Origin of the sequence: Psychrosphaera aquimarina (genome assembly GCF_032461525.1) — a bacterium.
Taxonomy (GTDB): domain Bacteria; phylum Pseudomonadota; class Gammaproteobacteria; order Enterobacterales; family Alteromonadaceae; genus Psychrosphaera; species Psychrosphaera aquimarina.
Genome location: NZ_JAWCUA010000010.1, coordinates 718,724 through 745,326, shown reverse-complemented (window position 1 = coordinate 745,326; position 26,603 = coordinate 718,724). Strand labels below are relative to the sequence as shown.

The following is a 26,603-nucleotide window of genomic DNA, read 5'->3' as shown; positions in this document are numbered from 1 at the left end:
ATAGTATATAAACCAAACAGTATCTAACATTTAATTATAAATATGACGAATGATCAATCATTAATTCAAACAGAACAATTACGCAAAACGATACGTAAGGACATTCGTCGTAAACGAAATTCATTAACACCTGAGCAACAAATGCATGCAGGTGAACAACTGTGCAATCAAATTAAACCGTTTCTAACGGCTAATAAAGTGGCCGCTTTATACCTAGACAATGATGGTGAAGTATCAAGCTTACCAACGATTGCACACTGCCAACAAAATCAAGTTGTAACTTTATTGCCGGTAATGCATTCGTTTAAAAAAGGTTATTTAAACTTCCAACGTTATGATGTTAATTCCCAAATGGTGGAAAACAACTTTGCTATTTTAGAACCAAAGCTGAATGCACAGAATACATATTCGTTGTCTCAAATAGATTATATCTTTATGCCTTTGGTTGCTTTTGATGAACAAGGGAATCGACTTGGTATGGGCGGGGGATTTTACGATCGAACATTAAGTAAAATACATACGTTAGAACATAAACCTAAATTAATAGGGTTAGCCCACGACTGCCAAAAGATGTCTGAATTACCTCAGCAATCTTGGGATATTCCGCTAGACTTAATCATTACCCCAACAAAAATAATTACACCAAAATATTGATTACTCCAAGCCATTAAGATATACCGCATACTCAAACATACATTCACTCAACCGATTAATTTCAATGGAAAAATAATGACTCAAGATGAAATGAAAAAAGCAGTGGGTTACGCTGCTCTAGAATTTGTTAAACCTGATACCATTGTTGGTGTTGGCACAGGATCGACGGTCAGTTATTTTATTGAAGCACTTGGTACAATCAAACATACCATACAAGGTGCAGTATCAAGCTCAGAAGACTCCACAAGAAAACTCAAAGCCCTAGGCATTGAAGTCTTTGACCTAAACAGCGTGCCACAATTAGATGTGTATGTTGATGGAGCCGATGAAATAAATTCGGACAAAGCAATGATCAAAGGCGGAGGTGCGGCACTAACAAGAGAAAAAATTATCTCTGCCGTCGCTAAACAGTTTGTATGTATTGTAGACGCATCTAAACAAGTTAAGTTTTTAGGGGAATTCCCACTTCCTGTCGAAGTTATCCCAATGGCACGCAGTTATGTCGCTCGTGAAATCGTAAAGTTAGGTGGCGAGCCAGTTTATCGTGATGGTGTTGTGACCGACAATGGTAATGTGATTTTAGATGTATACGGGATGCAAATAGCACAACCTAGAAAACTAGAAGAACAATTAAATGCCCTTGTCGGTGTGGTCACTAATGGCTTATTTGCGCATCGTCCTGCAGATATAGTAATTGTTGGTTCACCTAGCGGAATTAACGTTCTTAAATAAAGTTATCCTTACTTACCATCAACGTTAATTAATGATTTTGGTGGTAAGCCTTGTTTTATAACGCTTTGCATCGTATTGGTGCAGTTTTATTATTACGATAAATTTTTAACCCGTTCAAATTCCTATCAAAAATGGATTAGATATACTAATTCGATTCAATAATTAACTTTATTAATTGCTCAAAATAGAGTATTAATTCTAACTTAAATCTCCTTACATACTAATTAATTAAAGGCAAACACAACAATGAGCAAGGTGTCATTAGCAAAAGACAAAATTAAAATTCTATTTCTTGAAGGCCTTCACCAAAGTTCAGTAGATACCTTAGTCGAACAAGGTTATACCAACATTGAATTTATAACGACTTCTTTGCCTGAAGACGAGTTAATTGAAAAAGATCAAAAACGTGCACTTTATTGGTATTCGTTCACGTACTCAGTTAACAGAAAAAGTATTTGCTCATGCTAATAAATTGATTGCTGTTGGTTGTTTTTGTATTGGTACTAACCAAGTTGACTTAAATGCAGCAAAAGAAAAAGGCATCGTTGTATTTAATGCCCCTTATTCAAATACACGCTCGGTTGCTGAGTTAGTTCTTGGTGAGATTTTATTACTTATCCGTGGTGTTCCAGAAAAAAGTGCCAAAGCACACAGAGGCATTTGGAACAAATCTGCAACGGGGTCTTTTGAAGCTCGTGGTAAAACATTAGGTATTATCGGTTATGGTCATATTGGTACTCAGTTAGGTATTTTGGCTGAAACCCTTGGTATGACAGTTAAGTTTTTTGATGTTGAAACTAAGCTAACATTAGGTAACGCAACACAAGTACCAACTCTTGAAGAATTATTGGCTATTAGTGACGTGGTTTCATTACATGTACCTGAGACTAATGAAACTCAAGACATGATTGGTGCAACAGAGTTTGCTCAGATGAAACAAGGTGCTATTTTTATTAATGCATCACGTGGCACCGTTGTTGATATTGAACAACTTGCAAAAGCACTGGAGAGTAAAAAAATCGCAGGCGCTGCCATTGATGTATTCCCAGTAGAGCCAAAATCAAATAATGAAGAGTTTGTATCACCATTACGTGGCTTTGATAACGTAATATTAACACCACACGTAGGTGGCTCGACTCAAGAAGCACAGAAGAACATTGGTATTGAAGTATCTGGCAAACTTGCCAAATACTCAGATAACGGCTCTACCCTTAGTGCCGTTAATTTCCCAGAAGCCTCATTACCTGAATTGTCTGGCCGTAGTCGTTTGTTGCACATCCATAAAAACCAACCTGGTGTGTTAACTAAAATTAATGAATCGTTTGCTAAGCACGGTATTAATATCGCCGCTCAGTATTTACAGACAGACGATAAATTAGGTTATGTTGTAATAGACGTTGAAACAGAAGACTCAACTATGGCCTTAAAAGAGTTGAAGTTAATCGACGGCACCATCAAAGCAAGATTATTACATTGATGTTTACAGTGTTGTTGAATAAGGAAGCTAAGGCTTCCTTTTTTTATACCTAAAAGACTATTTCTAATATGCATTGTTTACCAAATAATGCATAACAAACTAATACTTTACACATCACTCTTTTACTGTATATTTAAACAGTCTTTTGTTTTTGACCCAGTTAAAAATTAGGAGTTAATTATGGCTGTTGAAACCAGATATGTAGTTATACGTTCAAATAGAAATAATGAGGAGCAAGAAGTTATGACGTTCACTGATAAGCGTTCGGCTGACGACTATGACAAGATGTTAGATATGGCCGATGCCATGTTTGAAGTCCTTCATAACTCCACTGTTAACTTACCTGAACAACAATGTGAAGAGTTAAGTATATTTTTAGCTAAACAACGTGAAGACGTTTTAGTTGCGTTACAAGCGAAAAAAAACCAAGTCCAACGAATAAAAAATCATCAAAAAACAAAAATGACAAACAAACAGACTTATTAGACAGTGAAAACGAAATATCAGAAAAGTCCCTATCTGCCACTCTATTAGAAGACGTTAGTGCCAAAACTGAAAACGTCGATGAGGGTAATTTAGTTGATTTTGTTATTGAAAAGGACGATGCCGCTTGAACTCCTGAAATAATCCCTTATAAAGGTCGCAATGAATTTAATAATGTTGTTGTATTAAATGCGACCTTTTAGGAATTATATGTTTAACAAGAGTTTCATCACTAACCTTATCGCTGCTTTAGCCTGTGTTTTAGGCTGGCTATTTAGTATCAATTGGTTATTAACCATGGCTTTGTTTGCTTTATCCGGTGCCTTAACAAACTGGATAGCAGTTCACATGCTGTTTGAAAAAATTCCGGGCTTATATGGCTCAGGTATTATTCAAATTAAATTTAAAGAGTTTAAAGCCGGAATTAAATCTTTGATCATGGAGCAGTTCTTTACCGTTGAGAACTTCAATAAGTTTTTATCTGAAAAAAGCGGCCAAGCACATCATTTTGATTTAAAACCTATCATTGCTGACACCGACATGACGCCTGCGTTTGATTCGTTGGTGGCAACCATAAAACAAAGTTCATTTGGCGGCATGTTAGAGATGTTTGGTGGCGACGCTGCACTCCTCCCATTAAAAGAACCTTTTGTTGAGAAACTAAAAAGCTCAGTGATAGAAATTACTGAATCGGATCAATTTGCGGAGAAACTTAAAGCTAATGTTAGCTCTCAACAAAATATCGAAGAAATGATGGCGAAAGTTGACACCTTAGTTGAACAGCGTTTAGAAGAATTAACCCCTGCTATGGTGAAAGACATTATACAGCAAATGATCAAAAGTCATCTGGGTTGGTTAGTCGTTTGGGGCGGCGTGTTTGGCGGATTAATTGGGTTGTTAGCCCACCTGCTTAACTACTAATTAACGACTATACTCATTCAAACTGTTAGAGCCTTTCAAACAAAAATAGGCTCTGACTACCCAATATTTTCTATTCACATGAATCAATCTCACTTGAATTGTTTGCTCTAAGGTTTAGAGTTTAATCCTGTAATTTGATTCCAATACCCGTAACTTAGTTACTCATTGTGTTAATAAATAGCGCCCCCTTTTTTTATTAACATATATTTGCAGTAATAAATAACAAATGAGTTACAAAGTTTTGTTGAATACGTACAATGAATATACAAGTTTATTGTTTTAAACTGACAGTAATTAAGTATTTGATGTGATTAAGTAATTAACCTTAACCTATTGGTGACTTCAATTTTATGGCCCGTAAATTAACCACTCTAATTGTTCTTATAATGTTACAGCTCTCATTTTCCGCACCGGCTAAAGATTGGGTATATGTTGTGGTTGAAGGTGACAATATATGGAATATCAGTAAACGTTTTTTAAACGACATTAATCACTTTAAAGAAATTCAAAAGCTAAATAACATCCCTGTGGCTAAACAGCTACAACCAGGCACATTACTGCGCGTCCCTTTAGAATGGATTAAAAACCATGCAGCTAAAGTAAATGTAAAATCTATCTCTGGTGAAAGTACCAAAATAAGCGCCGGTCAAACTAGTCCTGTCACCACTCAAACCATCTTCACTTTAGGCGACGAACTACGAGTTGCTCCCAATGCCACTATTACCCTTGTATTTGCTGATAACACTGAAGTTACTCTCAGTAATGGTGTTTTGATAACGTTCGATCACCTATCTCAGTATGGCGAAACAGGCATGGTGGATACTCGTGTGAGATTACTAGATGGCAAGTTAGAAGTACGTGCAGAAAAACAAACAGGTGCAGGATCTCGACTGGATATCCAAACGGCATCTGCAGTTACCTCAGTGAGAGGCACGGTTTTTCGTGTGGGCGTTGATAAAAAGAATAAAAATACTCCGAATGTCTCGGTCGTTGAAGTTTTAGAGGGTGAAGTAGCCGTTTCCGCTGGTGATAAATCGGTTGCGGTAAAACAAGGTTATGGTTTAAAGATTGAAAAAGGTAAGGAATTAAAACAACCAGCTAAATTATTACCAGCACCTAAAATAATCACCTTTACTAAGCAGGTTGAAAAAACAAACCAAGCGGTAATTTGGCAGTCTGTAAACTCAGCTCAATCTTATATAGTGCAAATTGCTTCTGATAAACTGTTCAGTAATATTCAATGGCAAAAACAACAAAAACTGACATCAATTATATTACCAAGTTTAACTGACGGGCGTTACCATTTGCGTATATCAGCTATTTCAGACGACGGTGTTGAAGGCTTAACAACACCGGTGTCTTTCATGGTGAATATAAACCCGAAGGCGCCTGAGTTAATCCCGGTGGATAAGATGTACATGTCAACGCCAAAAGCACTAACTTGGACAGAAGTACCGGATGTTCACCACTTCATAATTCAAATCGCGAAAGACAAGTTATTTACTCAGCTGGTTATCGATAAACAAGTTAATAGTCAAAGTTTCATTTTAAATTCACCATTAGCTCTGGGTGTATATTATTGGCGAATTGCATCTTTACAAGGTAAAAACTTACTTGATAAAGGCCCTTTCAGTGTTATTGAATCTTTCGATTATTCAACCAAATTAGCGCCACCTAAATTACGTATAAGCAGCCGAGACAATAATATCGAAGTCATTTGGAATCCATTACCGAGTAATCAACATATTGAACTGCAAACCGCACCAACCAGTGACTTTCAAAAAATTGATATTCCTTTGCTTGTCTCAAAAACCAGTTATCGATTCGATCTGATCAATGATGACCCAATTTATATCCGAGCTAAATCGGTTCTAACACAACATAATATATCCAGTGAATGGTCAAACTATTGTAAAGTCGCAGGCAAATTCGAGATTTGTAAATAGTAACGAACAATCACAGGTCTATAAGGAAATAAGTTGATCCAGGTGTTTAAAGCATTTTTCATGTCCATTCCTTGGGCACAAAAAAGAGTCGAACTATCGGCGTTAATCGTAAGTTTTGTTCTGTTATTTGGCTTTCAAACTGAACGGCTAGATTTGATTAGTTACGACCGAATCGTAAATATTTTCACTCCCCCTGCAACCGATCATACCGTGACAATAGAAATTGACGATAAAAGTATTGCTTACCTTGGAGAATGGCCATGGACAAGAGATGTCCATGCTGAACTGCTTGAAGCATTAAAACCCTATAAAGTTAAAGCAGTTGGATTTGACGTGCTATTTGTAGACAATCGTTACTCCACTGCCGAGCAAGACCTAAAATTTGCCAACGCAATCAAACAAGCGGGTAACGTTGTCCTCCCCGTCTCTCCAAAACGCGACAGTTTAGGTGGTGTACCAGAGTTACTGCCGCAATCAGACTTAGTCGAAAGTGTTAACAAATTAGGCCATGTTGATTTTGAGATTGATAAAGACGGAATTATAAGGCGTACTTATTTATATGCCGGTTATCAACGATCGAGCTGGCCGGTATTTGCATTAGCCCTAACTCAAGTGGCATATCCCAATCGGTTTACCGATAACGGCGAAATGACATCAGGCAATGGATGGATACGTCGCGATCCTGTGTTTGTTAATTTTAGCTTACCCAAATCAAAAAATAGACTTAACCATTTATCTTATATTGATGTGTTAAGTGGCAATGTTGAAGCTTCCGACTTACAGGATAAAATTGTTTTAATTGGTATGAATGCCACAGCTATGGGCGATCAATTTGCAACACCGTTAACCACCAATCACAAAACAATGTCAGGAGTTGAGATAAATGCACATGTGATCAATAGTTTATTAAATGATTCCGTTATTCACCAAGTGAATGAAATACAATTCCTAATCATTTCAATCGTTTTAGCTATCTTGTCTATTTTGGCTTTTAGTTTTACCACGGCAACGAGACTCTTACCGATTCTAGCATTACTGGTAATAGCTTCATTATCGATAAGTGCCCTGTTAGTCATTCATAAATACACTTGGTACCCTCCGGTATTTTTGATCAGTTTACAAATTTTACTGTACGCCGCATTTTCTTTGATTAAAACCGATGTCATGCGTAATACAATCACATCTTTAAACCACAAACTATTAAATGACGATGTGACAGACTTGCCAAACGAAACCGCATTAGAGCAGTACATAGAACAATCTATTCATGTTTCAAATAATGCTCAGTTACAACTAATAACCTTAGAAGTGACTAAGTTTAAAGGGATTAGTGATTTATTAGGGAATTCAGCAGGGAATGAATTATTAAACACCATTAAAAAACGAATTCAATCAATACTACCTGCTAATGCCTACCTTTCAAGATGTAACAATGCCGAGTTTTCCATTTGCCTTGCTTATGTATTAAGTCCAGAACAAATTAAGTTACTCTGTGAACAACTTATTTCAGTTTTATCGCCTTCTTACATCATTCAAGATGACCATTTTCGTCTTCCTGTTCATATTGGTGTATGTAATTACCCTTCTGATGGTGATAATGCATTTCAATTAAAGGCTGCTTCGTTAGCCGCGTTAAATCGTGCTATGGAGCAAAAAGACGCTTCAATATGCTTTTATTCAAGTGATATAAAAGAAGGTTTACACGAAAGAGCAAGACTCGAATCCGATTTATCTAAAGCTATAGCCAATAATGAAATTGAAGTGCATTACCAGCCTCAAGTCTCTTCAAAAGATGGCAGTATTATTGGTGCAGAAGCATTAGCAAGATGGCGTCACCCTGTGCGTGGTTTAGTAGGGCCAGACACCTTCATACCAGTTGCTGAAAGCAGTGGGCTTATACTTGAAATCGGTAATTGGATTATGAAACAAGCATGTTTTCAAGCAAAGCGCTGGCAACTGCAAGGACATACCAATTTTAGAATCGCGGTAAATTTATCGTCTAAACAATTCACCAACCCAGACCTATTTGACGAGGTGATTGATGCCTTAACTGAAGTCGAACTTGACCCACATTATTTAGAATTAGAACTCACTGAAAGCTGTGTTATTGAAGAACTAGACACTGCGTTATTAACCATGAAAAAACTAAAAGATCTTGGCATCGCATTATCCATTGATGACTTTGGTACGGGCTATTCTTCATTAAGTTACTTAAAACAGTTCCCAATGGACAGACTGAAGATTGACCGCTCATTTATCTCCGAGATCACCAGCGATAAAGAGTCACAAGATATTACTAAAGCAATTATTTCCATGGCGCACAGTTTAAATATGGGGGTAATTGCTGAAGGTATAGAGTCTGTGGAACAGCACTCATTCCTCAATGACATTGCTGTTGAAGAACTGCAAGGATATTATTTCGGTAAACCAGCAACGGTTTCTGATATGGATAAAATGTTAACTGCAAATAAAAATAAACAATAACTACATTTAAAACAAGAGATTAGATTAGATTTATTTTTAAGATTAAAACATTGCTAAAATTGATTGCTCAACTAATTTTATACAATGACTTTATCAAAGTTCACTTTAATACCTCTTTACTATATTTGATTAGAATACGGAGATTTTATGATTCAACCTAGAACTGAAGTTTATACAGAAGAAGATGTATTAATCAGTAAAGAATCTCTCGACATCTTTCTGGCTATGTATGAAATTTTATCTCAAACCTTAATGTATCGAGATCCCTACACTCACGAACACCAAAAAAACGTCGCTTTTGTTGCACAAAAAATAGGAATAAAACTTAATCTCACCCCTTATCAAATGACATGCCTTCGTTTAGGCGCAAGTATTCATGATATTGGTAAAATAAAAATCCCGATGGAATTACTGTATAAACCGGGAACAATTGAACCAGAAGAGTTTGAACTAATAAAAAAACATGCTGCTTATGGCGGGGACTTATTTGAAGGTTACACACTACCTTGGCCTATTTATGAGGTTGTCAGTCAACATCATGAACGTATTGATGGTTCTGGTTACCCTAAGGGGTTAAAAGGGAATGAAATTAGTCTAGAAGCAAAAATTGTAGCAATTGCAGACACCTATGAATCTATGTCAAATAACCGTCCTTATCGAAAATCCATAGGAACTAAAATCGCGATTAAAACAATAAAAGAAGGAAAAGGCACAAAATTCGATCCGGTTGCCGTTAATGCCTTTATCAAATGTGTAGAAGAGGATGAATCCTTTGAGGGGTTATTTACGATTAAGTGAGCAAATACTTAATTTTTATTAAATCCCTAATTGTTTATAGACATGCTCAGCGTCAATCATACAAGTCGACAGTCTAGCATCAATAATAGCGTATAACTCTGCGTTACTATCGCACCATAATTTTAAATTTGGTGCTTCATTTATAGCTTCGACCACCAATTCGGCACTATTACCGTCGCCAACTCGAAACATTTCACTACAAATATCAGCTAATTGTAAAATTCGGATCATATTGGTTAATTTAGGATGCACCGTCACTTTGGCAGGAAGTTGATAAGTGTGATGCAGTAACACAATTTCAGGAATAGGAGACGGAGTGCCCCAAGCTCTGCAAATTTTACAGCTCAATTCATTATGACTTTGTGCAAATAACTGTTTTTCGGCGATTAAATGCTGTTTTGGTGTAGACCAAACAAAATCATCAATATGATTAAACTCTTCCTGGTCTTGTTCAAAACGTAAAAATAAACCGAGATCATGAAATAAGCCACATAGATAGGCTTTTTCCGCATCGAGTTCTAGTTCAGGCTGCTTGTTAGCTAACATACGTGCAACAAAGGCCACTTGAATGGAATGCTGCCACAATCGTTTTTCTGCAGGAGAGTTAGGAACAAATACTTTAGTAACCGCAATTGAAGCCACTAACCCATGAATTTCATTTACCCCCAGGCGGATGATTGCTTCTTTGAGATTCAATACCGGTTTAACCGAACTATATTTAACGGAATTACTAATTTTAATAATTTTGAGAGCTAATAATGGATCTTGTTCTGCGTACTCTAATACCTTATCAAAGTAAGCATTATCTTGCGGTGACAAGGTCATCAGTTTCACAACGATAGTTGGTAACATGGGAAGATTATTAATTTTTTCGTCCATGTTATCGGATTTCATCTAACGCCCCCTTAAGTTAATTTAATAACAAACTCTAACTACAGAAAAGAGGTGAGAGAGTTATCTTTTTGACTATAGTCAGTTTTTACTATTATTCATCACCTGCTTGCAAGCAAAATTAATTAAATCTGTATAAAACTCACTAAATCCTAACTCAATGTTATCTTGATTAGTTTGATACCAATCAAGACATTGCGTTAAATCTACAGGCCTTTTTAAACGCTTACTAATGCCAATCAAAGCACGTTCAATGTTAGGCAATTCGCCATAACCGGATAACCAATCCATCTGTTTCATTTCCTTGACTGTTTTTACATAAGAGTCAGGTAACGCGGCAAGCTCTGTATCTAACTCTGCATAACACTCTTTGGCAAAACGATTAAGTGACTGGTGATGAAATTGATCAAAATTTAACGCCAGCTGATGATCATACAAAACGTCAATAATAATCCCGCCGTAACGTCTTAATTTACCAAGTTGCACGGTTAATGATCTTGTATAGCGGTGAGCATCTGTGAACGAATCGATTGAGCGGTGTAATTGAATACCTTGTTTAATTTCATTATCAAAATTTAGCCCACTGACTTGCCCTTTCACAAAATCGCCTAATAAACTGCCTGTTTTAGAAGTATTTGTGACGTTTGCTAAGTGCACATGGGCTAAGTAATTCATAATGCGCTTATTGTTCTAACAACTTTTCCATACGTTTAATCATTTTAAAGTCTAAATCGGACAACCCACCAACGTCATGAGTGGTTAATTTAACATCAACTTTATTCCAAACATTAAACCACTCTGGATGATGGATTAACTTTTCAGCGTGCATGGCTACTTGTGTCATCCAACCAAATGCCTGAATAAAATTTTTAAATACAAACTGCTTTTGCAGTTTACCGTCAATAATAGCCCATTGTTTATCGTCTGGTAACGAGTTATTTATGTCAGCTAATTGCTCAATGATCTCTTGTTCTGTTTGTTTTATTGCAGCCATATTTATTCCAATAATTTTATCTATATGCTTATGATGCCAAGGGATAAAGAGAATTAATACTTCTCCCTCATTGAAAGTTAACGCTAGTCGATTGCAAATGTACACTTCTATCTACAGCATCCCTTTGCAATTTTTATCTATGAAAATGGTAAAGGGATGTTTAAGTACAAAAAAGCGATCGCGTTATTGCTAACGGATCGCTCATTTATTGATTATTTATCCAATAAAACAATAATTATTTACGATAAACCTTAACCGTTTTAAAGCCATTTTCGTGCAATAATAAAGCTTGTAAACGGCTCATCACTCCACGATCACAATATAGGAAGTAAGGTTTGCTCTGATCTAAGTCACCAAACTTGGTCGCTAGTTTAAAGAATGGTATTTCAATGACTTCAATCCCTTCTAAAACTAATGGTGAATCGTCGGTTTCATCAGGACTCCGCACATCAACCACAACCGCATCAACAGGCAGCTCAGTGACTTGTTCAAGCTCTTGAACTTCTTCAGCGGCTTGTTTGGCGATATCACGAATATCCATTACATCCGCATTATTCACCGCATCATCTAAGATACTCATATCAAAGTTTGATTCCGCTGCAATAATCTCTGATAACACTGCACGGGTTGTTGGTTTTTTAGAGATAACACCACAATATTCTGGCATGGCCGCAGCAAAATCGTGCGTACCTATTTTACGAGAAGTATCAATAATCTCCGCTTTATCCAAATGGATAAGAGGACGCAAAATAAGAGTTTCTGTTACGCGGTCAATTACATTTAAGTTTGTTAACGTTTGGCTAGAAACCTGCCCTAAACTTTCACCAGTCACTAATGCTTTAATGCCTAAACGGTCTGCTACTTGTGATGCAGCTCGCATCATCATGCGTTTAAGGACAACACCCATTAATCCGTTATCTATTTTAGTTAATATCTCGGCTACTACTGGATCAAAATCAACGGCGATGAACTTAGTTTTATGTGAGCTGCTGTAACGTTTCCAAATTTCATAAGATACTTGTTTAACACCAATCTCATGTTCTTTACCACCTAAGTTAAAGAAGCAGAAATGAGTACGAGCACCTCGGCGCATCAAATGATAAGTGGCAACACCTGAATCAAAACCACCTGAAATCAAAGACAGAACATCTTCTTGGGTAGGAAGAGGCATACCGCCTAAACCTTTATGATGCGTTTTAATGACTTGAAAACGGTCTTCACGTAATTCAGCTTTAACGGTTATCTCCGGTTTTCTTAAAGAAACTTTAGCCGACTCAACGGCTTGATTTAATCCACCACCGATATAACGCTCTAATTCAGACGAAGTAAAATCATGTGTTCCTGAACGTTTAATACGGACACAAAAAGTTTTACCCTCTATTTCACTTTGCCAATGGCGAGCAACATCTTTAAATGCAGTATCAAAATCAACAAATGGATATTCAACCACTTCATTGTATTGATCGACACCGGGAATACGAGACACCGCGTCTATGATCTCCAGCTCTAATTCACGGGATAAATCAGGTGTCTCAATAACCACATCACTCCAGCGAGCGATTACATGCGCCGACTCATAAATACGCTTAACAATAACGCGTATATTTGACTCTAATAATTTGCTAAAGCGCTTACGTACTGAGCGACTTTTAATGTTTATTTCTGGATGGTATTTTACGATTAATCTCATAACTTCTCATTGGTGTTGTAACCACATTACCAATGTTTGAAAGGATTCAATTGGCATGCAAGTAGGCTAGACCTAAAAATTGGCGAGATTATACACTTGATTGGCGGTGTGGAAAAGCGTAGAGAGAATTAACACCAACTTCAATAACATAGATGGTGTTATAAGAAATAGCTGCAATTAACCACAGCTATTCTTGTACGTTACTCATTCTAATTGGGTCGGACTCCATAGCTTTACCTTGCATGATAGAGATCTCTACCCGACGATTACGTTTACGGTTCACTTCCGAGTCATTTGGAACTAATGGGCGCGTATCCGCATGGCCCGTAATTATTAGTCTAGATTTATCAAAGCCTGGTGCATTAAGCATTTCAATTGCCACCGCCACAGCGCGTTTTGAAGATAATTCCCAATTGCTTGAAAACAATTCATTAGTCACATTTATATCATCCGAATGTCCAGAGACGGTCACTTCACCTGGCACATCATTCAACAAAATAGCGATCTTTCTGACAATAGGTTTAAATTGATTTTGTAAATACGCCGAGCCTGATGGGAAAGCCCCATTTTCACGAATTCGAATTATTATCTGTTGGCCTAACGATTCTAATTCTATCGCGCCATCGATAATTTCTTGTTCAAGTTGTTGAGCCACTTTTTTCATTAACTCATTAACTTCTTCTTGCTCAGCGGCTGCTTCTGATGAACTTTCTGATTCAGATTCTGCGGTTGCAGAACTCATTCCACCACGAAGTTCTGCGGTTTGCTCTTGGCGTCCACCAGCAGATTCATCTTCACCTTCTTCAAACTCTAATACTTGTTGGGTGATCTCTATGGTTTGTTGCTGCAAAATAGGAATAGGGGTTGGATCAGGGCGACCTGGGCGAAACTCTTGGGCAATAACTGAGGTCCCTTTTGGGATATCTTTAACTTCAAGTTTGTTTTGAACACCAAAAGCAAACTTCATTGAGCCCGCTATTTGTTTAAACTTTAATACGTCCATTTCCGCGAAGGATAATAACAATACGAAGAAACACATCAACAATGACATGAGATCGGCGAAGGTTCCCATCCATGCGGGCAGACCTTCGGGAGGACATTTTGGGCATTCTTCTTCAGACATTCTATTCTCAGTTCAGTTTAAGGGGCAACACGTTTAAACAATCGGGACTTGCCCTACTATTCTTCTGTGTTCACTTCACGTTTTGATGCTGGTAAATAGTTACGTAATACACCTTCAATGACTTTTGGATTTTGACCATCTTGAATGCCTAACACACCATCCATGATCAAACTTTGATTTAGTTTTTCTTCTTGTCCGCGTAATCCTAATTTATTCGACATAGGCAATGCGATTACGTTGGCCAAAAAGGCACCGTATAATGTTGTTAACAAAGCAACCGCCATCGCAGGTCCAATTGATTTTGGGTCATCCATGTTTGATAACATAGCAACCAAACCAACCAAAGTTCCTATCATCCCCATCGCTGGACCAATGTCCCCTAAGGTTTTGAAGATACCCGCGCCTAAATCATGACGTTCTGTGGTTAACGATATATCTTTAGATAAGGTGGCACGAACAACATCACCATCATGGCCATCAACTAATAGGTCGACACCTTTTTGTAAAAAATCATTAGAGATTTCAGCTTCTTCTAACGCTAAAAAACCACCTTTTCTGGCAGCATCGGCAAGTTCAACAATTTTTTCGATGAGTTCTTCAGGCGTTTCAATTTTGAATGAGAAGGCTTTACCGGCAATTTTACCTGCGCTGATAAATTGAGTTAATGTGTAGTTTGCTAACAAAACAAAGGTTGACCCACCAAAAACGATAGCAACCGATGGAACATCGATAAACATTCCTAACCCGCCACCCATGATCATTGCCATGACAATGAAACCGATAGCGCCAATTATTCCAACAATCGTTGCGATATCCACTTTTAACTCCTAGTTGTTGGTTGATGTATTACCCGTTAGCTCAAGTCTACAAATAATAAAATATGGTTCGCCAGAAACAGACTCTAACACTTTAATTATCGACAGATTTTCCTGCAACTTAAATATATTCAAACGCTTATATTGTTAACTGGTTAAACTTTAGACCACTTATCTCAATATTAATGGATTCTGATTGAATAAACACCCCTTGTACTGTAATTTACACAGCTAATTTTCAACTGGCGAGCAATTGAATTAAGGTTAACATGACAACCAAAAAATCCGTTTCATTTGAAACTGCAATTAGTGAACTAGAAAACATAGTATCTCAACTTGAGTCCGGTGATCTTGAGCTAGAACAATCTCTAGCGTTATTTGAACGCGGAATAGAATTAACTCGTCTAAGCCAGTCAAAACTGCAAGAAGCAGAGCAAAAAGTGCAAATACTGATGGCCAAACAAGACCAGTTGGAACTGCAACCTTTTGCGGCTAACGAACAAGCGCTTGGTGAAGGTTAACCATGGGGTTACCAGAACAAGATTCATCTAATATTGGATTACAAGACGCGATTGTTCAATATAAAACAAGAATTGAGCAGTTCTTAACACAAGTGTTAAGTGCTGCCACAGTTGATGAAATCATCTTAAAAGAGGCAATGGAATATTCGTTGTTATTAGGCGGCAAGCGCCTTCGCCCATTTTTGGTTTATGCCACGGGCGGATTATTCAAAGCAGACTTGCACGACTTAGATGCGCCAGCCGCTGCATTAGAAGCCATCCATACTTATAGCTTGATCCATGATGATCTTCCAGCGATGGATGATGACGAATTGCGACGAGGCAGTCCAACCTGTCATATCAAATTTGATGAAGCCACTGCAATTTTAGCCGGTGATACCCTGCAGTCTTTTGCATTTAATGTTTTATCTTCACATGATTACCAGCAAGTGACTGCGCCCCAGATTGTAAAGATGTTTAGCTTATTAACCCAAGCCGCAACGGACATGTGTGCTGGACAATCAATTGACTTGCAACAAACCAATACATTAAATACCACTAAATTAGAAACCGATGTTTTATTAATTAATTTAAAAGAAATGCATCGTTTAAAAACAGGTGCCCTGATCAAGTCAGCAGTATTATTGGGTGCCACTTGTGGTAACGCTAACGAACAAGAGATTGAAATTTTAAGTCAATATGCCGATGCTATTGGACTGGCATTTCAAGTTTGGGATGATGTATTAGACATCACTTCAGACACTCTTACCTTAGGTAAACCGCAAGGTTCCGATGTGGCTGCAAATAAAACCACCTATCCTGCGTTGCTTGGGCTTGACGGTGCCAGAATAAAAGCTAAAAATTTAATTACGCAAGCAGTACACGCTTTGCAACAATTACCGTACAATACGCAGCAATTAGAGCAACTCGCTTATTACATCATTGAACGAGACCATTAAGTTCACTTATGACAGTAGACATTTCAAATTACCCGAATTTACAAAAAGCGTTAACCCCTCCGCAGTTACGTAAAGTCCCTCAAGAACAGTTGGGCTTAGTATGCAAAGAGTTACGCGACTATTTATTAAGTTCGGTAAGTAAAAGTTCAGGCCATTTTGCCTCAGGACTTGGCACAGTAGAACTCACTGTTGCGTTACATTACGTATATAACACTCCGTACGACCGAATAATTTGGGATGTAGGTCATCAAGCTTACCCGCACAAAATTATTACCGGCCGAGCCGATCAAATTCATAGTATTCGTCAAAAAGACGGACTTCATCCATTCCCTTGGCGTGAAGAAAGTGAATACGACACGTTAAGTGTGGGTCATTCTTCAACGTCTATTAGTGCGGCATTAGGCATGGCTGTTGGTGCACAAGCGGCCCATAAAGCTGATCCAAGCCAAGACATCAGAAAAGTCTGTGCGGTTATTGGCGATGGTGCTATGACGGCAGGTATGGCTTTTGAAGCGATGAATCATGCAGGTGATATTAAACCGGATATGTTAGTTGTCCTTAATGATAACGACATGTCTATTTCTGAAAACGTAGGTGCGTTAAATAGCCACATGGCTAAACTGCTTTCTGGCAGCCTTTATACTACGTTTAGAGAAAGCAGCAAAAAACTGTTAAGTGGCCTTCCTCCAATCAAAGAATTAGCCGGACGTGCCGAAGAACATTTAAAAGGCATGGTTGTACCAAGTACGATATTTGAAGAACTTGGTTTTAATTATATTGGTCCAATTGACGGGCACGATGTAAAAGGTCTGGTCGATACCCTACGTAACATGCGTAATTTATCTGGCCCACAGTTTTTACATATAGTGACCAAAAAAGGCAAAGGTTATGAACCTGCCGAACAAGATCCAATTAAATACCATGCCGTGCCTAAATTTGATCCGGCGTTAACGTCTTTACCTGCATCTAAAAATAGCCAACCAACTTATTCTAAAATATTTGGGGATTGGTTATGTGATATGGCGGGACAAGATCCTAAATTAATGGCTGTGACACCAGCCATGCGTGAAGGCTCTGGTATGGTTGCCTTTTCTAAACAGTTCCCAGAACAATACTTTGATGTAGCCATTGCAGAACAACATGCCGTTACTTATGCCGCGGGATTAGCCTGTGAAGGATTTAATCCGGTTGTGGCTATCTATTCTAGTTTCTTGCAACGCGCTTATGATCAATTAATCCATGATGTAGCCATCATGAATTTACCTGTATTATTTGCCATTGATAGAGCCGGTATTGTAGGTGCCGACGGTCCAACTCACCAAGGCACATTTGATTTAAGCTTTTTACGTTGCATTCCAAACTTAGTGATTATGACACCAAGCGATGAAAATGAATGTCGTCAAATGTTATACACGGGTCACATATTAGATAAACCAGCTGCGGTTCGATACCCTAGAGGTGTAGGCCGTGGTGTTGAAGCGCAAAAAATTATGGTTGAGCTTGAAATTGGCAAAGCCAATATCGTGTCTGAAACCGCACAAGATAAATTAGTTATTTTAAACTTTGGAACGTTTTTGGCTGAAGCTGAGATTGCCGCTGAACAATTATATGCATCCGTGGTTGATATGCGATTTGTTAAACCAATGGACTTAGCTTTATTAGATAAAGTTGCAGCTCAATACAAGACCATTGTCACTATTGAAGACAATGCCATTGCAGGCGGAGCGGGTTCTGGGGTTAATGAATACCTTAACGCTAAAGGATTTAATAACTCGGTATTAAATATTGGCTTACCTGATCAGTTTATTAAACACGGTACCCAAGAAGAAATTTACCAAGAACTCTTGTTAGATGCTAAAGGGTTACAACAACAGATAGAAACTTTTATTAATCGATAAATGTCATTAATAAGTTGGCTAAACCGTTATTAAACGAGATTAGCCAACTTACTTTTCCTTATTAATCTTACTTCTATGCCTTATCTAACGCTTGGCTAACATCTGCGATGATATCGTCTATATGTTCGATACCCACAGAGATTCTAATAAGGTCAGCGCTGACACCTGCAGAAGCTAACTCTTTTTCGTTTAGCTGACGATGGGTTGTAGAAGCTGGATGACAAGCCAATGATTTAGCATCACCTATATTCACTAAGCGTAAAATCATCCCAAGTGAGTCGATAAATTTTGAACAGGCTTCAATGCCACCTTCAAGTCCAAAACTTAAAATACCAGAGGCTTTGGAATTTGTGATCTCTTTGCATTTTTCATAATACGGGCTTTCTGGCAATGCTGCGTAATTAACCCATTTTACTTTTTTATGTTGTTGTAAGAATGCAGCCAGTTTTTCAGCATTTTCACAATGACGTTCCATTCTCAAACCAAGAGTTTCTAACCCTTGCATAATTTGGAACGCATTCATAGGTGATATAGCAGCGCCTGTATTTCTAAGTGGCACAACACGACAACGTCCAATATAGGCAGCAGCACCTAACGCCTCGGTATATACAACATCATGATAAGAAGGGTCTGGTTGATTTAATACTGGAAAACGGGCTTTATTCGCTACCCAATCAAACTTACCAGAGTCAACTATTGCACCGCCAATGGACGTACCATGTCCACCAATGTATTTAGTCAGAGAATGCACAACTATGTCTGCGCCTAACTCAAATGGGCGGCATAAAAACGGCGTGGCAACCGTATTATCAACAATAAGTGGAACACCATGTTTATGAGCAATTTCAGCTAAACGTTTGATATCAACAATATTGCCAGCAGGGTTGCCTATCGACTCACAAAAGATTGCTTTGGTATTGTCATCAATAGCAGCATCAAAGCCGTCAAAGTCATCACATGACACCATACGTGCTTCAATACCTTGTCTTGGTAAAGAATGAGCAAAGAAGTTATACGTACCGCCATACAGTTGGCTAGTACTAACTATATTATCACCTGATTCACAAATACACTCAATGGCATACGTGATAGCAGCCATTCCTGAAGCAACGCATAATGCGGCGATGCCCCCTTCCATTGCTGCAACCCGTTTCTCTAACACATCGGTGGTTGGGTTCATTATACGCGTGTATATATTGCCCGGTACTTTAAGGTCAAATAAATCAGCTCCATGCTGGGTATTATCAAACGTAAAAGAGGTAGTTTGGTAAATTGGAACTGCTGCTGCTTTAGTTGTTTCTTCTGATTTGTAACCTTCGTGTAAGGCAATGGACTCAAGTTTCATTTTAATTATTCTCCTGTTAATTATGCTCTGTGCACAACAAAGATTAGGTTATTTAGTTAACCTAAAATGTATTCCTTGCGCGCAAAAAAAATGAATTTATATTTTGATTTTGTGAATTAATATTAATCAACTTAACAAGAGTTTATAACAGAAACAATCTGTTTTAACCGTTAACCTATGAGCGTAAAGCTATATCATATGTTCAATGAGTGGCTGTCGCAGATTAAGAGGGTTAGTTAACCAGCAAGATCCGAGGATATTAAGATAAAAGGTGATTATTTTACCCGGACAAGTCATCGCATTTGGGATGGGTTTCATACACTTTTGTGTCGTGTGCCTTCACCAGGGGTGATGAATAAGAGTTTAGTTTTCACTTTGGTTTTTACCGTATGCCAGATATTTTGGGGAATGATAATAACGCTCCCCTCTTCTTCTAAATCAGTACACTCATGACCATCAGGCAAATCTAATATAAAGGTTGCTTTCCCCCTAACAAAACAATGACTTCATCACCATTAGGGTGTATCTCCCAATTCGTCCAATCTTGCTCAAATTCGTGGCATGATACCAACTTATGATCTACAAACTGGTTATAGTTTCTATCTAAGCGCTGATACAAACTTTGGTCACATTTCTCGACAGTTGCTTTTTGGCTTGGACTGATAACAATTACATCTTTATTTAAAGTAGTCTTCATATGGATCTCTGCTATTCACCATGTTATTTAACAATAACTAGTGGTTACTCGTCATCATTTGCTTTTTCCCATCAAAGCCATTAAACAACTGAATGTGGGCTTGCTCGGAAAAACAGTCATCACGTTCTGGATATTGAGAAATCCAATTAATCAACATTTCTAAGTTGGCATCTTGCGCGGCTTTAGATTCATATTTATGCGGCTCCCAAGGTCGTTGTTTTGCATTTTGTATACATGCATCTACCGGCAAATTTAAAAAGATCATTTCGTCAGCTTGCTCTATGACCATTGCTAACAAATCTGCGTAACACCCTTCAATAACCCAGTTTTCATTTTCAGTTATAAAGTTGTGTATGTATTGTTTTGAATCACAAAGCGCCATTCTCATTGGTGGTTTGTCAGGAGACTCAGGTTGTTGCCAAGCAATTGTATCTAAGTCCAAATGTACGGCTTTATTTTTTAAACAATATTTTTTTGCTAGCGTTGATTTACCCGAACCTGAGTTACCAAATATTAAGACTTTACTCATAAAATACGCCTATTTCTCGCTTCTTTCGCTTTGGCTATTAGTTCAGCATGTTCTTGTTTTATCGGCATAACTTTAAGCGGACTAACGTCACTTCCACCGGTATTACCGACAGGCACACCTTTTATTGCCGTTAATAATGCCGCACCAATAATTCTTAATAACTGGCCAAATGTTTCACCTACATTGGCTTGTCGAATCCCCCAAAGCATCATGAGATAATGCACTTTCACATGCCAATAGGTAGATTCTTGACCTAGTACGTGAGCATTCTCTAAATGTGTAAATGCAGTAGCAAACTCACCAATTTTCTGGGCTTGAGTGGCTTTAATGATTTCATCACTGACATAAGGTGCTATGTTTTTCGAAAATTGACTCAATGTATTTTCCTATGGTTGAACCTGTAATCAGGTGAAAACATATCTAAAGACTTCCTGCGAGTTATTGTCTATGGAAGGCACTTGTAATAGAACAAGTGATTAGACATCGTTTACCCTTTTTTTGCCCCAAACATGGCCCTTAAATAAAAGGGACAACAAGTTAACTAACATACCGGCTCCATTAAATAACAAAAATACTAATTTTGTAAGTTTAAGTATTTATTAAAATACATTGTTAACCATTTAGGTAAACTACTGATTTATCTATCTTAATAGTTATTTTTATTGTGTAAATATTTAAAATTTGTTCTATTAGATAATATGATATCTTGTTAAGTAACTGGTATATAATGAAGTTCTTACAAACACTAACGTTTTTTATTCTAATTATATCAAGTTGTAGTTTTGCCACTAACAAACAATCCATTGATCTCTATACCTATATTCATAAACCGCCATATGCCATTGACAATAACTCAATTGGATTGAGTTACGACTTCATCAATGCCTTAAACCAACATTCTAAAAAATACACTTACAATCTTATTTATTTACCTAAACGAAGAGCTTTAGATTCGTTAAGTAAAACCGGAGGCGTAATTTTATGGACTAATCCTATTTGGATGGACGATGTAAATGAAACAAAATTTTATTGGATAAAAGACTTATTCAACGACAAAGAGCTCTATATTACTAATGACCAATCTCTCGTATACGAAGATGTGACATCATTGCATAACAAAACCCTTGTAGGCGTGCGTGGATATACATATTTTGAATTAGAAGAAAGTTTCAAAAAACACAATATTTTACGAGCCAATGTTCAACGTGAAGTATTAATCCCCGATATGCTGTTGAAGAAACGTGGTGAAGTAGGTGTTATGGGAGCACAAACCTATTGGTACTTAGTCCGGAAAAAGCCAGAAATAGCAGATAATTTATTTATCTTAAAAGGCCATAATAAAGAATTTAAGCGTAGCATTTTAGTCTCCAAATTAAGTCCATTCATAAGAAAAGAAATAGAAGACTGGCTCAGTTCACCTACAGGTAAAAAACAATGGGCCGATATGACGTCGAAATGGTTACAATAACCAACATCCTTAAGCTGTGAATATTATGGTTAAAAATGGCAAAGACGTTTTAAACGAAAGGAATAGATTTATAAATAACAGGCATAAAAAAACGCCAGTAGTAAAACTAATGACGCCATAGTCTCTTAATAGTAATTAGATACTAAAGAGGAACTACTTTATTTGCACAAGGGCCTTTTTGACCTTCGCCAACTTCAAACTCTACAGCTTGACCGTCGTTAAGTGTTGCGTAACCGCCACCACTTTGAATTTCTGAATGGTGAACAAAAAGATCTTTGCTTCCATCTTCTGGAGTGATGAATCCGAAACCTTTATCGGCATTAAACCACTTAACTGTACCTTTACTCATAATATACTCTTTAATTTAAATTTGTTAATTGCAATACTTTGCATCTGCATTGTACATGTCAAATCTAAAATAAACTAATAATAGTGACGCGTACATGGATTCAATCGTGATAAGTTCGACTGATAGTTATTCATTATTGCCTAGACCCTATGTAAATCAAGTCATGTAGGAAAATCGTTTATTTAAATTAAATAAAATAAATAATCTTTTTTACTGCAAATAATTGATAAAACTTACCTAAATACGTCAAAAAGCGACATTTCTATATCAATGTTATCGCTTTGGCTCAACGAATATGATGTTTTCTGCGGTACACATTTCACCGGTTTCATTGGATAAATGATTTATTCAGTGACCAATTATTCGTGGTACTTACGAATAACCGCCACTTTGCCATCTTCTATTTCTAAAACTTCCATCATTACTTGTGAATAAGCCAGCGCTTGTTGGTTTTGTGGGTGGATACCTTCGGCTTTATTTTTATACCGAATTGCCACAGCTGATGTATTAAAGGTAAAGACATCTAACAGTTGAGCTTCATATTTAGTATGCGCACCAAGGTAAAAAGTCATGCCTTTGCGCATTAATTCTTTTCCATTTGATTGTCGAGAGTCATCGGTGACATAAGGCAAATGTGTATGGCCAATATCATCGGTCAGTAACGAGAGATAAGCTTCTATATCTTTTGCGGTTGCGTTGGGCGCTTGAGTTACCACCATGCTATTAAAGTAAGTTCGAGCAAACGCGTTCAAATCTAATTCTGAATTATTGGCATACGTGGTTGCCGACATAAAAAATAAACAAATACCTGCAAAATAATGTTTCATTGATAACTCCTTTTTAGTCACTAATAGATAGGACCTCATGTTAACTGCATCGTCAAAAGATAAGCCATTGATCGACTATAAAAAATATATCTAATTGCAGCAATAAGTTAGCAGGTGAGCGCAAGAGAAACAAACTGTTTCAAACTGACTATTCCTGCATGGCTTAACAGACTATTTTGATATTCTTATCTACAAAGCACTATGAGACATATAGTATTTAAAGTAATCTCTAGGTTTTAAATTAACATCTGTGAATTCCATTCAAACATGTTTAAAACTCTGCTTATCGCACTAATTATTTTGGTTATCAATACAGGCCAATATGCTTTTGCCAACCAAGATTTTGGCGAGATAAAACGTCAAGCTCAATTAGCCAATGACACCTATCTCGATGTAAATCAAATACAAGCCTCTTTACAACAAGGGCAAACCTTAATCCATCAAAATACACTTGAAACCTCTCAAGTAAGCTACTTTTTAAGTAAACATGCTAATAGCCAAACCATTGCCATAAGAGGTACGGCTAATGTAGAAAATGTGATGTTGGATTTGGACATACAATTACAGCCCGATAGTCAACTTAACATTCCGCTTCATCGCGGATTTAGCGCAGGAGCAAAGGCAGTATTTCAAGATGTGAAACCTTATTTACTGACTAACACACCAATAAAACTAACCGGTCATAGTTTAGGAGGTTCAATAGCGGTTGTGCTGGCCATGTATCTACAACTAGAAGGTTATCAAGTTCCTCAAGTTATTACTTTTGGGCAACCTAAAGTGACCAATGCAGCGGGTGCTAAACAATTTTCCGAGCTGCCGTTAATACGTGTAGTTACCCCGCTAGATATCGTCCCTTTAGTACCGCCATTAAGTCCAATGCAAATAAAAAATTTAGATATTTATTGGCACCATGGCGAAGAAGTTATTTTAATGGGAAACCATAAATTCGCCCAGACTAGCGGCTTAAAAAGTATGTTAAGAGCAACAAAGTTTACCTCTGCTATTCCAAGTGAAAAAAATCTAATTGCACACCATATGGGGACATACTTGGGTTTAATTGACCAACTTATTATTTCAGCCGAACAAGTGCCTTACAAAACGCAAATCAACCTATTTGGTTTTTCATTAGATTAGAATCGGTTTTGACTGTGGTGTTAGCCATAATTTAAAGGCAATATGTTTGTAGTGATTTTGTATACGTATCGTTAAGTGGAGCTTATAGAAATGAATATAGTTAGATTAATTGTCGTAGTAACGTTAACCCTTTTCGTCATCGCCTGCACTTCCCTGATTAACCAAAACGCTGACCCTATTACTACGCAAAAAATACAATTGAACCAATTGGGTTATCTGCCTAATGCTCGTAAAGTTGCCATAGTGCCAAATGTAAATCAACAATCATTCAGGTTGGTTTCACTCGACACAGGTAAACTTGTTTATAAAGGCAAATTAACGAGTGCAAAATCATGGCAAGCCGCAGGAAATAGATCATTTAAAGTAGCTGACCTTTCATCCGTAATAAAAGAAGGACGTTATTTTTTAAAGGTTAATGGAGTGGCAGATTCAGCTGAATTTGATATTGCATCAAATGTGTACGACAAGTTACACGACAGTGCACTCAAGTCCTATTACTTCAACCGTTCTAGTTTAGCGATTGAATCACCTTATGGACAACAATGGTCAAGAGCAGAAGGACATGCCGACAATGAAGTTAAAGTACATGCATCCGCTGCAAGTACTTCACGTCCTGAGTCAAGCATGATTGAGTCTACTAAAGGTTGGTATGATGCAGGCGATTACGGTAAATATGTAGTTAACTCGGGGATTGCCACTTATACCTTATTAGCATCTTATGAACATTTCCCAACATTTTATCAAAACCGTAACACCAATATCCCAGAATCTAATGATAATATTCCCGATATTCTAAACGAAGCCAAATGGAATATTGATTGGCTTGCCACCATGCAAGATACAGATGGTTCGGTTTATCACAAACTCACCACACTAGCTTGGCCGGGTAAAGAAATGCCGGTGCAAGATAAAAGAGAGCGCTTTGTTATCGGAAAATCCACATCTGCCGCACTCGATTATGCTGCAGTTTTGGCGATGGCCACACGTATTTATGAACCATATAATAATGGGCAAACAAAACAATGGTTAAGCTCCGCTGAATTAGCTTGGCAATGGGCTGTTTCAAACCCCAATCTGGTGTATTCGCAACCAGATGACGTAAGCAGCGGTGAATATGGAGATGATAGTTTTAATGACGAGTTTTCATGGGCTGCCGCGGAGTTATTTATAACGACTCAAAAGCCTAAATACCTGGAACAATACCTTAACTTCAGAAGTAAAATTGACGTACCCTCTTGGTCATATGTCGCGTATTTAGCCACCAGTACCTTATTAATAAAAGGTCAGGCAATCATCCCACCTGTAATTTATCAAAAGATAAAGTCAGAACAATTGGCATTAGCTGACAACTTAGTGCAGCAATATAATGACAATGGTTATCAAGTGCCTTTGGTTGAGTCTGATTTTGTATGGGGCAGTAATTCCGTTGCATTAAATAAAGCACTGATATTAATGCAAGCTCATAGACTTTCATCAAAACAAGCCTATAAAAATGCAGCCTTAAGTATTATTGATTATGTTTTAGGGAGAAACCCAACCGATTATTCCTACGTCACTGGCTTTGGCAGTAAAAGTCCTTTATTCCCACACCACAGAGTTTCTGTCAGTGATGGCATAGTCGCGCCTATTCCAGGTATGTTAGTAGGTGGCCCACATAGTGGCAAACAAGATGGTTGTGATTATCAATTTGATCAGCCAGCAATAACCTATATTGATGATTGGTGCAGTTATGCTACCAATGAAGTCGCTATCAACTGGAATGCCCCGTTAGTCTATGTATTGGCAGCTATATTGGCGGACTAATATTTTAGCCTGTTTGGGTCTGTATCAGATGATCTGCTAAGAAAATCCGACATAATCATATTATATCGGATTTTAATTAACCTTCA

At 37.5% G+C, this 26,603-nt stretch carries 25 protein-coding genes and 1 pseudogene; 14 read left to right on the top strand and 12 right to left on the bottom strand.

All coding sequences use genetic code 11. The annotated features are described in order from the left end of the window. Positions 1 to 42 precede the first annotated feature (42 nt). From RT723_RS15405 to RT723_RS15370, 8 genes and pseudogenes are all read left to right on the top strand, one after another. The gene (locus tag RT723_RS15405; RefSeq protein WP_315947972.1) at positions 43 to 654 is read left to right on the top strand and encodes a 5-formyltetrahydrofolate cyclo-ligase; all 612 of its coding nucleotides are present in this window, start codon (positions 43 to 45) and stop codon (positions 652 to 654) included. A gap of 75 nt (positions 655 to 729) precedes the next feature. Next, positions 730 to 1,386, top strand: a complete 657-nt coding sequence (rpiA, locus tag RT723_RS15400; protein WP_315947971.1) for a ribose-5-phosphate isomerase RpiA — start codon at positions 730 to 732, stop codon at positions 1,384 to 1,386. A gap of 246 nt (positions 1,387 to 1,632) precedes the next feature. Then, positions 1,633 to 2,863: pseudogene (gene serA / locus RT723_RS15395) on the top strand (phosphoglycerate dehydrogenase). A 180-nt stretch (positions 2,864 to 3,043) separates the two neighbouring features. After that, on the top strand, positions 3,044 to 3,349 hold the full coding sequence (locus RT723_RS15390; RefSeq protein WP_315947970.1) for a YebG family protein: 306 nt from the start codon (positions 3,044 to 3,046) through the stop codon (positions 3,347 to 3,349). Positions 3,350 to 3,556: 207 nt separating this feature from the next. Next, a complete protein-coding gene (locus RT723_RS15385) occupies positions 3,557 to 4,267 on the top strand; it encodes a DUF445 family protein (protein WP_315947969.1) in 711 nt (236 codons plus the stop codon). 350 nt (positions 4,268 to 4,617) lie between these two features. Then, positions 4,618 to 6,213: a FecR family protein gene (locus RT723_RS15380; RefSeq protein WP_315947968.1), complete on the top strand. Its 1,596-nt coding sequence runs from the start codon at positions 4,618 to 4,620 to the stop codon at positions 6,211 to 6,213. Between the two features lie 42 nt (positions 6,214 to 6,255). Further along, positions 6,256 to 8,697: an EAL domain-containing protein gene (locus RT723_RS15375; RefSeq protein WP_315948549.1), complete on the top strand. Its 2,442-nt coding sequence runs from the start codon at positions 6,256 to 6,258 to the stop codon at positions 8,695 to 8,697. Between the two features lie 147 nt (positions 8,698 to 8,844). Then, positions 8,845 to 9,495, top strand: coding sequence for an HD-GYP domain-containing protein (locus tag RT723_RS15370; protein WP_315947967.1), 651 nt, complete (start codon positions 8,845 to 8,847; stop codon positions 9,493 to 9,495). A gap of 18 nt (positions 9,496 to 9,513) precedes the next feature. Here the strand turns inward: RT723_RS15370 and RT723_RS15365 are convergent, their stop codons facing one another. The 6 genes from RT723_RS15365 to pomA all read right to left on the bottom strand — a co-directional run bounded on the left by RT723_RS15365 (position 9,514) and on the right by pomA (position 15,011). Further along, complete coding sequence (locus RT723_RS15365) at positions 9,514 to 10,389, bottom strand: HDOD domain-containing protein (protein ID WP_315947966.1); 876 nt, start codon at positions 10,387 to 10,389, stop codon at positions 9,514 to 9,516. Between the two features lie 78 nt (positions 10,390 to 10,467). Next, positions 10,468 to 11,061, bottom strand: coding sequence for an acyl carrier protein phosphodiesterase (locus tag RT723_RS15360; RefSeq protein ID WP_315947965.1), 594 nt, complete (start codon positions 11,059 to 11,061; stop codon positions 10,468 to 10,470). Positions 11,062 to 11,068: 7 nt separating this feature from the next. Next, on the bottom strand, positions 11,069 to 11,380 hold the full coding sequence (locus RT723_RS15355; protein ID WP_315947963.1) for a 4a-hydroxytetrahydrobiopterin dehydratase: 312 nt from the start codon (positions 11,378 to 11,380) through the stop codon (positions 11,069 to 11,071). A 235-nt stretch (positions 11,381 to 11,615) separates the two neighbouring features. Then, positions 11,616 to 13,070: a tRNA uracil 4-sulfurtransferase ThiI gene (thiI, locus tag RT723_RS15350; RefSeq protein ID WP_216054972.1), complete on the bottom strand. Its 1,455-nt coding sequence runs from the start codon at positions 13,068 to 13,070 to the stop codon at positions 11,616 to 11,618. 187 nt (positions 13,071 to 13,257) lie between these two features. Then, positions 13,258 to 14,193 (bottom strand): flagellar motor protein MotB, encoded by a 936-nt coding sequence (locus tag RT723_RS15345; RefSeq protein WP_216054973.1) that lies wholly within the window; start codon positions 14,191 to 14,193, stop codon positions 13,258 to 13,260. A 56-nt stretch (positions 14,194 to 14,249) separates the two neighbouring features. Further along, complete coding sequence (pomA, locus tag RT723_RS15340) at positions 14,250 to 15,011, bottom strand: flagellar motor protein PomA (RefSeq protein WP_216054974.1); 762 nt, start codon at positions 15,009 to 15,011, stop codon at positions 14,250 to 14,252. Between the two features lie 266 nt (positions 15,012 to 15,277). On the opposite strand from pomA, the gene xseB reads away from it, so the two are divergent. From xseB to dxs, 3 genes are read left to right on the top strand one after another with little or no spacing between them, the layout of a single operon-like run. Then, a complete protein-coding gene (xseB, locus tag RT723_RS15335; RefSeq protein ID WP_216054975.1) occupies positions 15,278 to 15,529 on the top strand; it encodes an exodeoxyribonuclease VII small subunit in 252 nt (83 codons plus the stop codon). A 2-nt stretch (positions 15,530 to 15,531) separates the two neighbouring features. Next, entirely contained in the window at positions 15,532 to 16,467 is a 936-nt protein-coding gene (gene ispA, locus RT723_RS15330; protein ID WP_315947962.1) for a (2E,6E)-farnesyl diphosphate synthase, read from the top strand. An 8-nt stretch (positions 16,468 to 16,475) separates the two neighbouring features. Further along, positions 16,476 to 18,365 carry a 1-deoxy-D-xylulose-5-phosphate synthase gene (gene dxs / locus RT723_RS15325; protein ID WP_315947961.1) on the top strand — a complete coding sequence of 630 codons (1,890 nt, stop codon included), beginning with the start codon at positions 16,476 to 16,478 and terminating at the stop codon, positions 18,363 to 18,365. 73 nt (positions 18,366 to 18,438) lie between these two features. Here dxs and RT723_RS15320 read toward each other — a convergent pair whose 3' ends face one another. The 4 genes from RT723_RS15320 to RT723_RS15305 form a co-directional block, all read right to left on the bottom strand. Beyond that, a complete protein-coding gene (locus RT723_RS15320) occupies positions 18,439 to 19,710 on the bottom strand; it encodes an O-acetylhomoserine aminocarboxypropyltransferase/cysteine synthase family protein (RefSeq protein ID WP_315947960.1) in 1,272 nt (423 codons plus the stop codon). A gap of 466 nt (positions 19,711 to 20,176) precedes the next feature. After that, a complete protein-coding gene (locus RT723_RS15315; protein ID WP_315947959.1) occupies positions 20,177 to 20,407 on the bottom strand; it encodes a hypothetical protein in 231 nt (76 codons plus the stop codon). A 37-nt stretch (positions 20,408 to 20,444) separates the two neighbouring features. Then, positions 20,445 to 20,936 carry an AAA family ATPase gene (locus RT723_RS15310; protein WP_315947958.1) on the bottom strand — a complete coding sequence of 164 codons (492 nt, stop codon included), beginning with the start codon at positions 20,934 to 20,936 and terminating at the stop codon, positions 20,445 to 20,447. After that, complete coding sequence (locus tag RT723_RS15305; protein ID WP_315947956.1) at positions 20,933 to 21,313, bottom strand: DUF3703 domain-containing protein; 381 nt, start codon at positions 21,311 to 21,313, stop codon at positions 20,933 to 20,935. Before RT723_RS15305 ends, RT723_RS15310 begins: the two co-directional genes overlap by 4 nt. A gap of 350 nt (positions 21,314 to 21,663) precedes the next feature. On the opposite strand from RT723_RS15305, the gene RT723_RS15300 reads away from it, so the two are divergent. Next, entirely contained in the window at positions 21,664 to 22,404 is a 741-nt protein-coding gene (locus tag RT723_RS15300) for a hypothetical protein (protein WP_315947954.1), read from the top strand. A gap of 142 nt (positions 22,405 to 22,546) precedes the next feature. Here the strand turns inward: RT723_RS15300 and RT723_RS15295 are convergent, their stop codons facing one another. Then, positions 22,547 to 22,753, bottom strand: coding sequence for a cold-shock protein (locus RT723_RS15295; protein WP_216054989.1), 207 nt, complete (start codon positions 22,751 to 22,753; stop codon positions 22,547 to 22,549). Between the two features lie 359 nt (positions 22,754 to 23,112). Further along, positions 23,113 to 23,580: a nuclear transport factor 2-like protein gene (locus RT723_RS15290; protein WP_428983682.1), complete on the bottom strand. Its 468-nt coding sequence runs from the start codon at positions 23,578 to 23,580 to the stop codon at positions 23,113 to 23,115. Positions 23,581 to 23,847: 267 nt separating this feature from the next. Here RT723_RS15290 and RT723_RS15285 point away from each other — a divergent pair, with 267 nt between their 5' ends. Beyond that, positions 23,848 to 24,714, top strand: coding sequence for a lipase family protein (locus tag RT723_RS15285; protein ID WP_315947952.1), 867 nt, complete (start codon positions 23,848 to 23,850; stop codon positions 24,712 to 24,714). Between the two features lie 90 nt (positions 24,715 to 24,804). After that, entirely contained in the window at positions 24,805 to 26,517 is a 1,713-nt protein-coding gene (locus RT723_RS15280; RefSeq protein WP_315947950.1) for a glycoside hydrolase family 9 protein, read from the top strand. Positions 26,518 to 26,603: the final 86 nt, after the last annotated feature.

Excerpts from the sequence above, each read along its gene's own strand:
- RT723_RS15320 (WP_315947960.1), bottom strand. The coding sequence starts at position 19,710 with ATGAAACTTGAGTCCATTGCCTTACACGAAGGTTACAAATCAGAAGAA.
- RT723_RS15355 (WP_315947963.1), bottom strand. The coding sequence starts at position 11,380 with ATGGCTGCAATAAAACAAACAGAACAAGAGATCATTGAGCAATTAGCT.
- RT723_RS15405 (WP_315947972.1), top strand. The coding sequence starts at position 43 with ATGACGAATGATCAATCATTAATTCAAACAGAACAATTACGCAAAACG.
- RT723_RS15385 (WP_315947969.1), top strand. The coding sequence starts at position 3,557 with ATGTTTAACAAGAGTTTCATCACTAACCTTATCGCTGCTTTAGCCTGT.
- RT723_RS15300 (WP_315947954.1), top strand. The coding sequence starts at position 21,664 with ATGAAGTTCTTACAAACACTAACGTTTTTTATTCTAATTATATCAAGT.
- rpiA (WP_315947971.1), top strand. The coding sequence starts at position 730 with ATGACTCAAGATGAAATGAAAAAAGCAGTGGGTTACGCTGCTCTAGAA.
- RT723_RS15360 (WP_315947965.1), bottom strand. The coding sequence starts at position 11,061 with ATGAATTACTTAGCCCATGTGCACTTAGCAAACGTCACAAATACTTCT.
- ispA (WP_315947962.1), top strand. The coding sequence starts at position 15,532 with ATGGGGTTACCAGAACAAGATTCATCTAATATTGGATTACAAGACGCG.
- RT723_RS15295 (WP_216054989.1), bottom strand. The coding sequence starts at position 22,753 with ATGAGTAAAGGTACAGTTAAGTGGTTTAATGCCGATAAAGGTTTCGGA.
- xseB (WP_216054975.1), top strand. The coding sequence starts at position 15,278 with ATGACAACCAAAAAATCCGTTTCATTTGAAACTGCAATTAGTGAACTA.
- RT723_RS15370 (WP_315947967.1), top strand. The coding sequence starts at position 8,845 with ATGATTCAACCTAGAACTGAAGTTTATACAGAAGAAGATGTATTAATC.
- RT723_RS15290 (WP_428983682.1), bottom strand. The coding sequence starts at position 23,580 with ATGAAACATTATTTTGCAGGTATTTGTTTATTTTTTATGTCGGCAACC.
- RT723_RS15390 (WP_315947970.1), top strand. The coding sequence starts at position 3,044 with ATGGCTGTTGAAACCAGATATGTAGTTATACGTTCAAATAGAAATAAT.
- dxs (WP_315947961.1), top strand. The coding sequence starts at position 16,476 with ATGACAGTAGACATTTCAAATTACCCGAATTTACAAAAAGCGTTAACC.
- RT723_RS15380 (WP_315947968.1), top strand. The coding sequence starts at position 4,618 with ATGGCCCGTAAATTAACCACTCTAATTGTTCTTATAATGTTACAGCTC.
- RT723_RS15365 (WP_315947966.1), bottom strand. The coding sequence starts at position 10,389 with ATGAAATCCGATAACATGGACGAAAAAATTAATAATCTTCCCATGTTA.
- RT723_RS15315 (WP_315947959.1), bottom strand. The coding sequence starts at position 20,407 with ATGAAGACTACTTTAAATAAAGATGTAATTGTTATCAGTCCAAGCCAA.
- RT723_RS15285 (WP_315947952.1), top strand. The coding sequence starts at position 23,848 with ATGTTTAAAACTCTGCTTATCGCACTAATTATTTTGGTTATCAATACA.
- RT723_RS15345 (WP_216054973.1), bottom strand. The coding sequence starts at position 14,193 with ATGTCTGAAGAAGAATGCCCAAAATGTCCTCCCGAAGGTCTGCCCGCA.
- thiI (WP_216054972.1), bottom strand. The coding sequence starts at position 13,070 with ATGAGATTAATCGTAAAATACCATCCAGAAATAAACATTAAAAGTCGC.
- RT723_RS15280 (WP_315947950.1), top strand. The coding sequence starts at position 24,805 with ATGAATATAGTTAGATTAATTGTCGTAGTAACGTTAACCCTTTTCGTC.
- RT723_RS15310 (WP_315947958.1), bottom strand. The coding sequence starts at position 20,936 with ATGAGTAAAGTCTTAATATTTGGTAACTCAGGTTCGGGTAAATCAACG.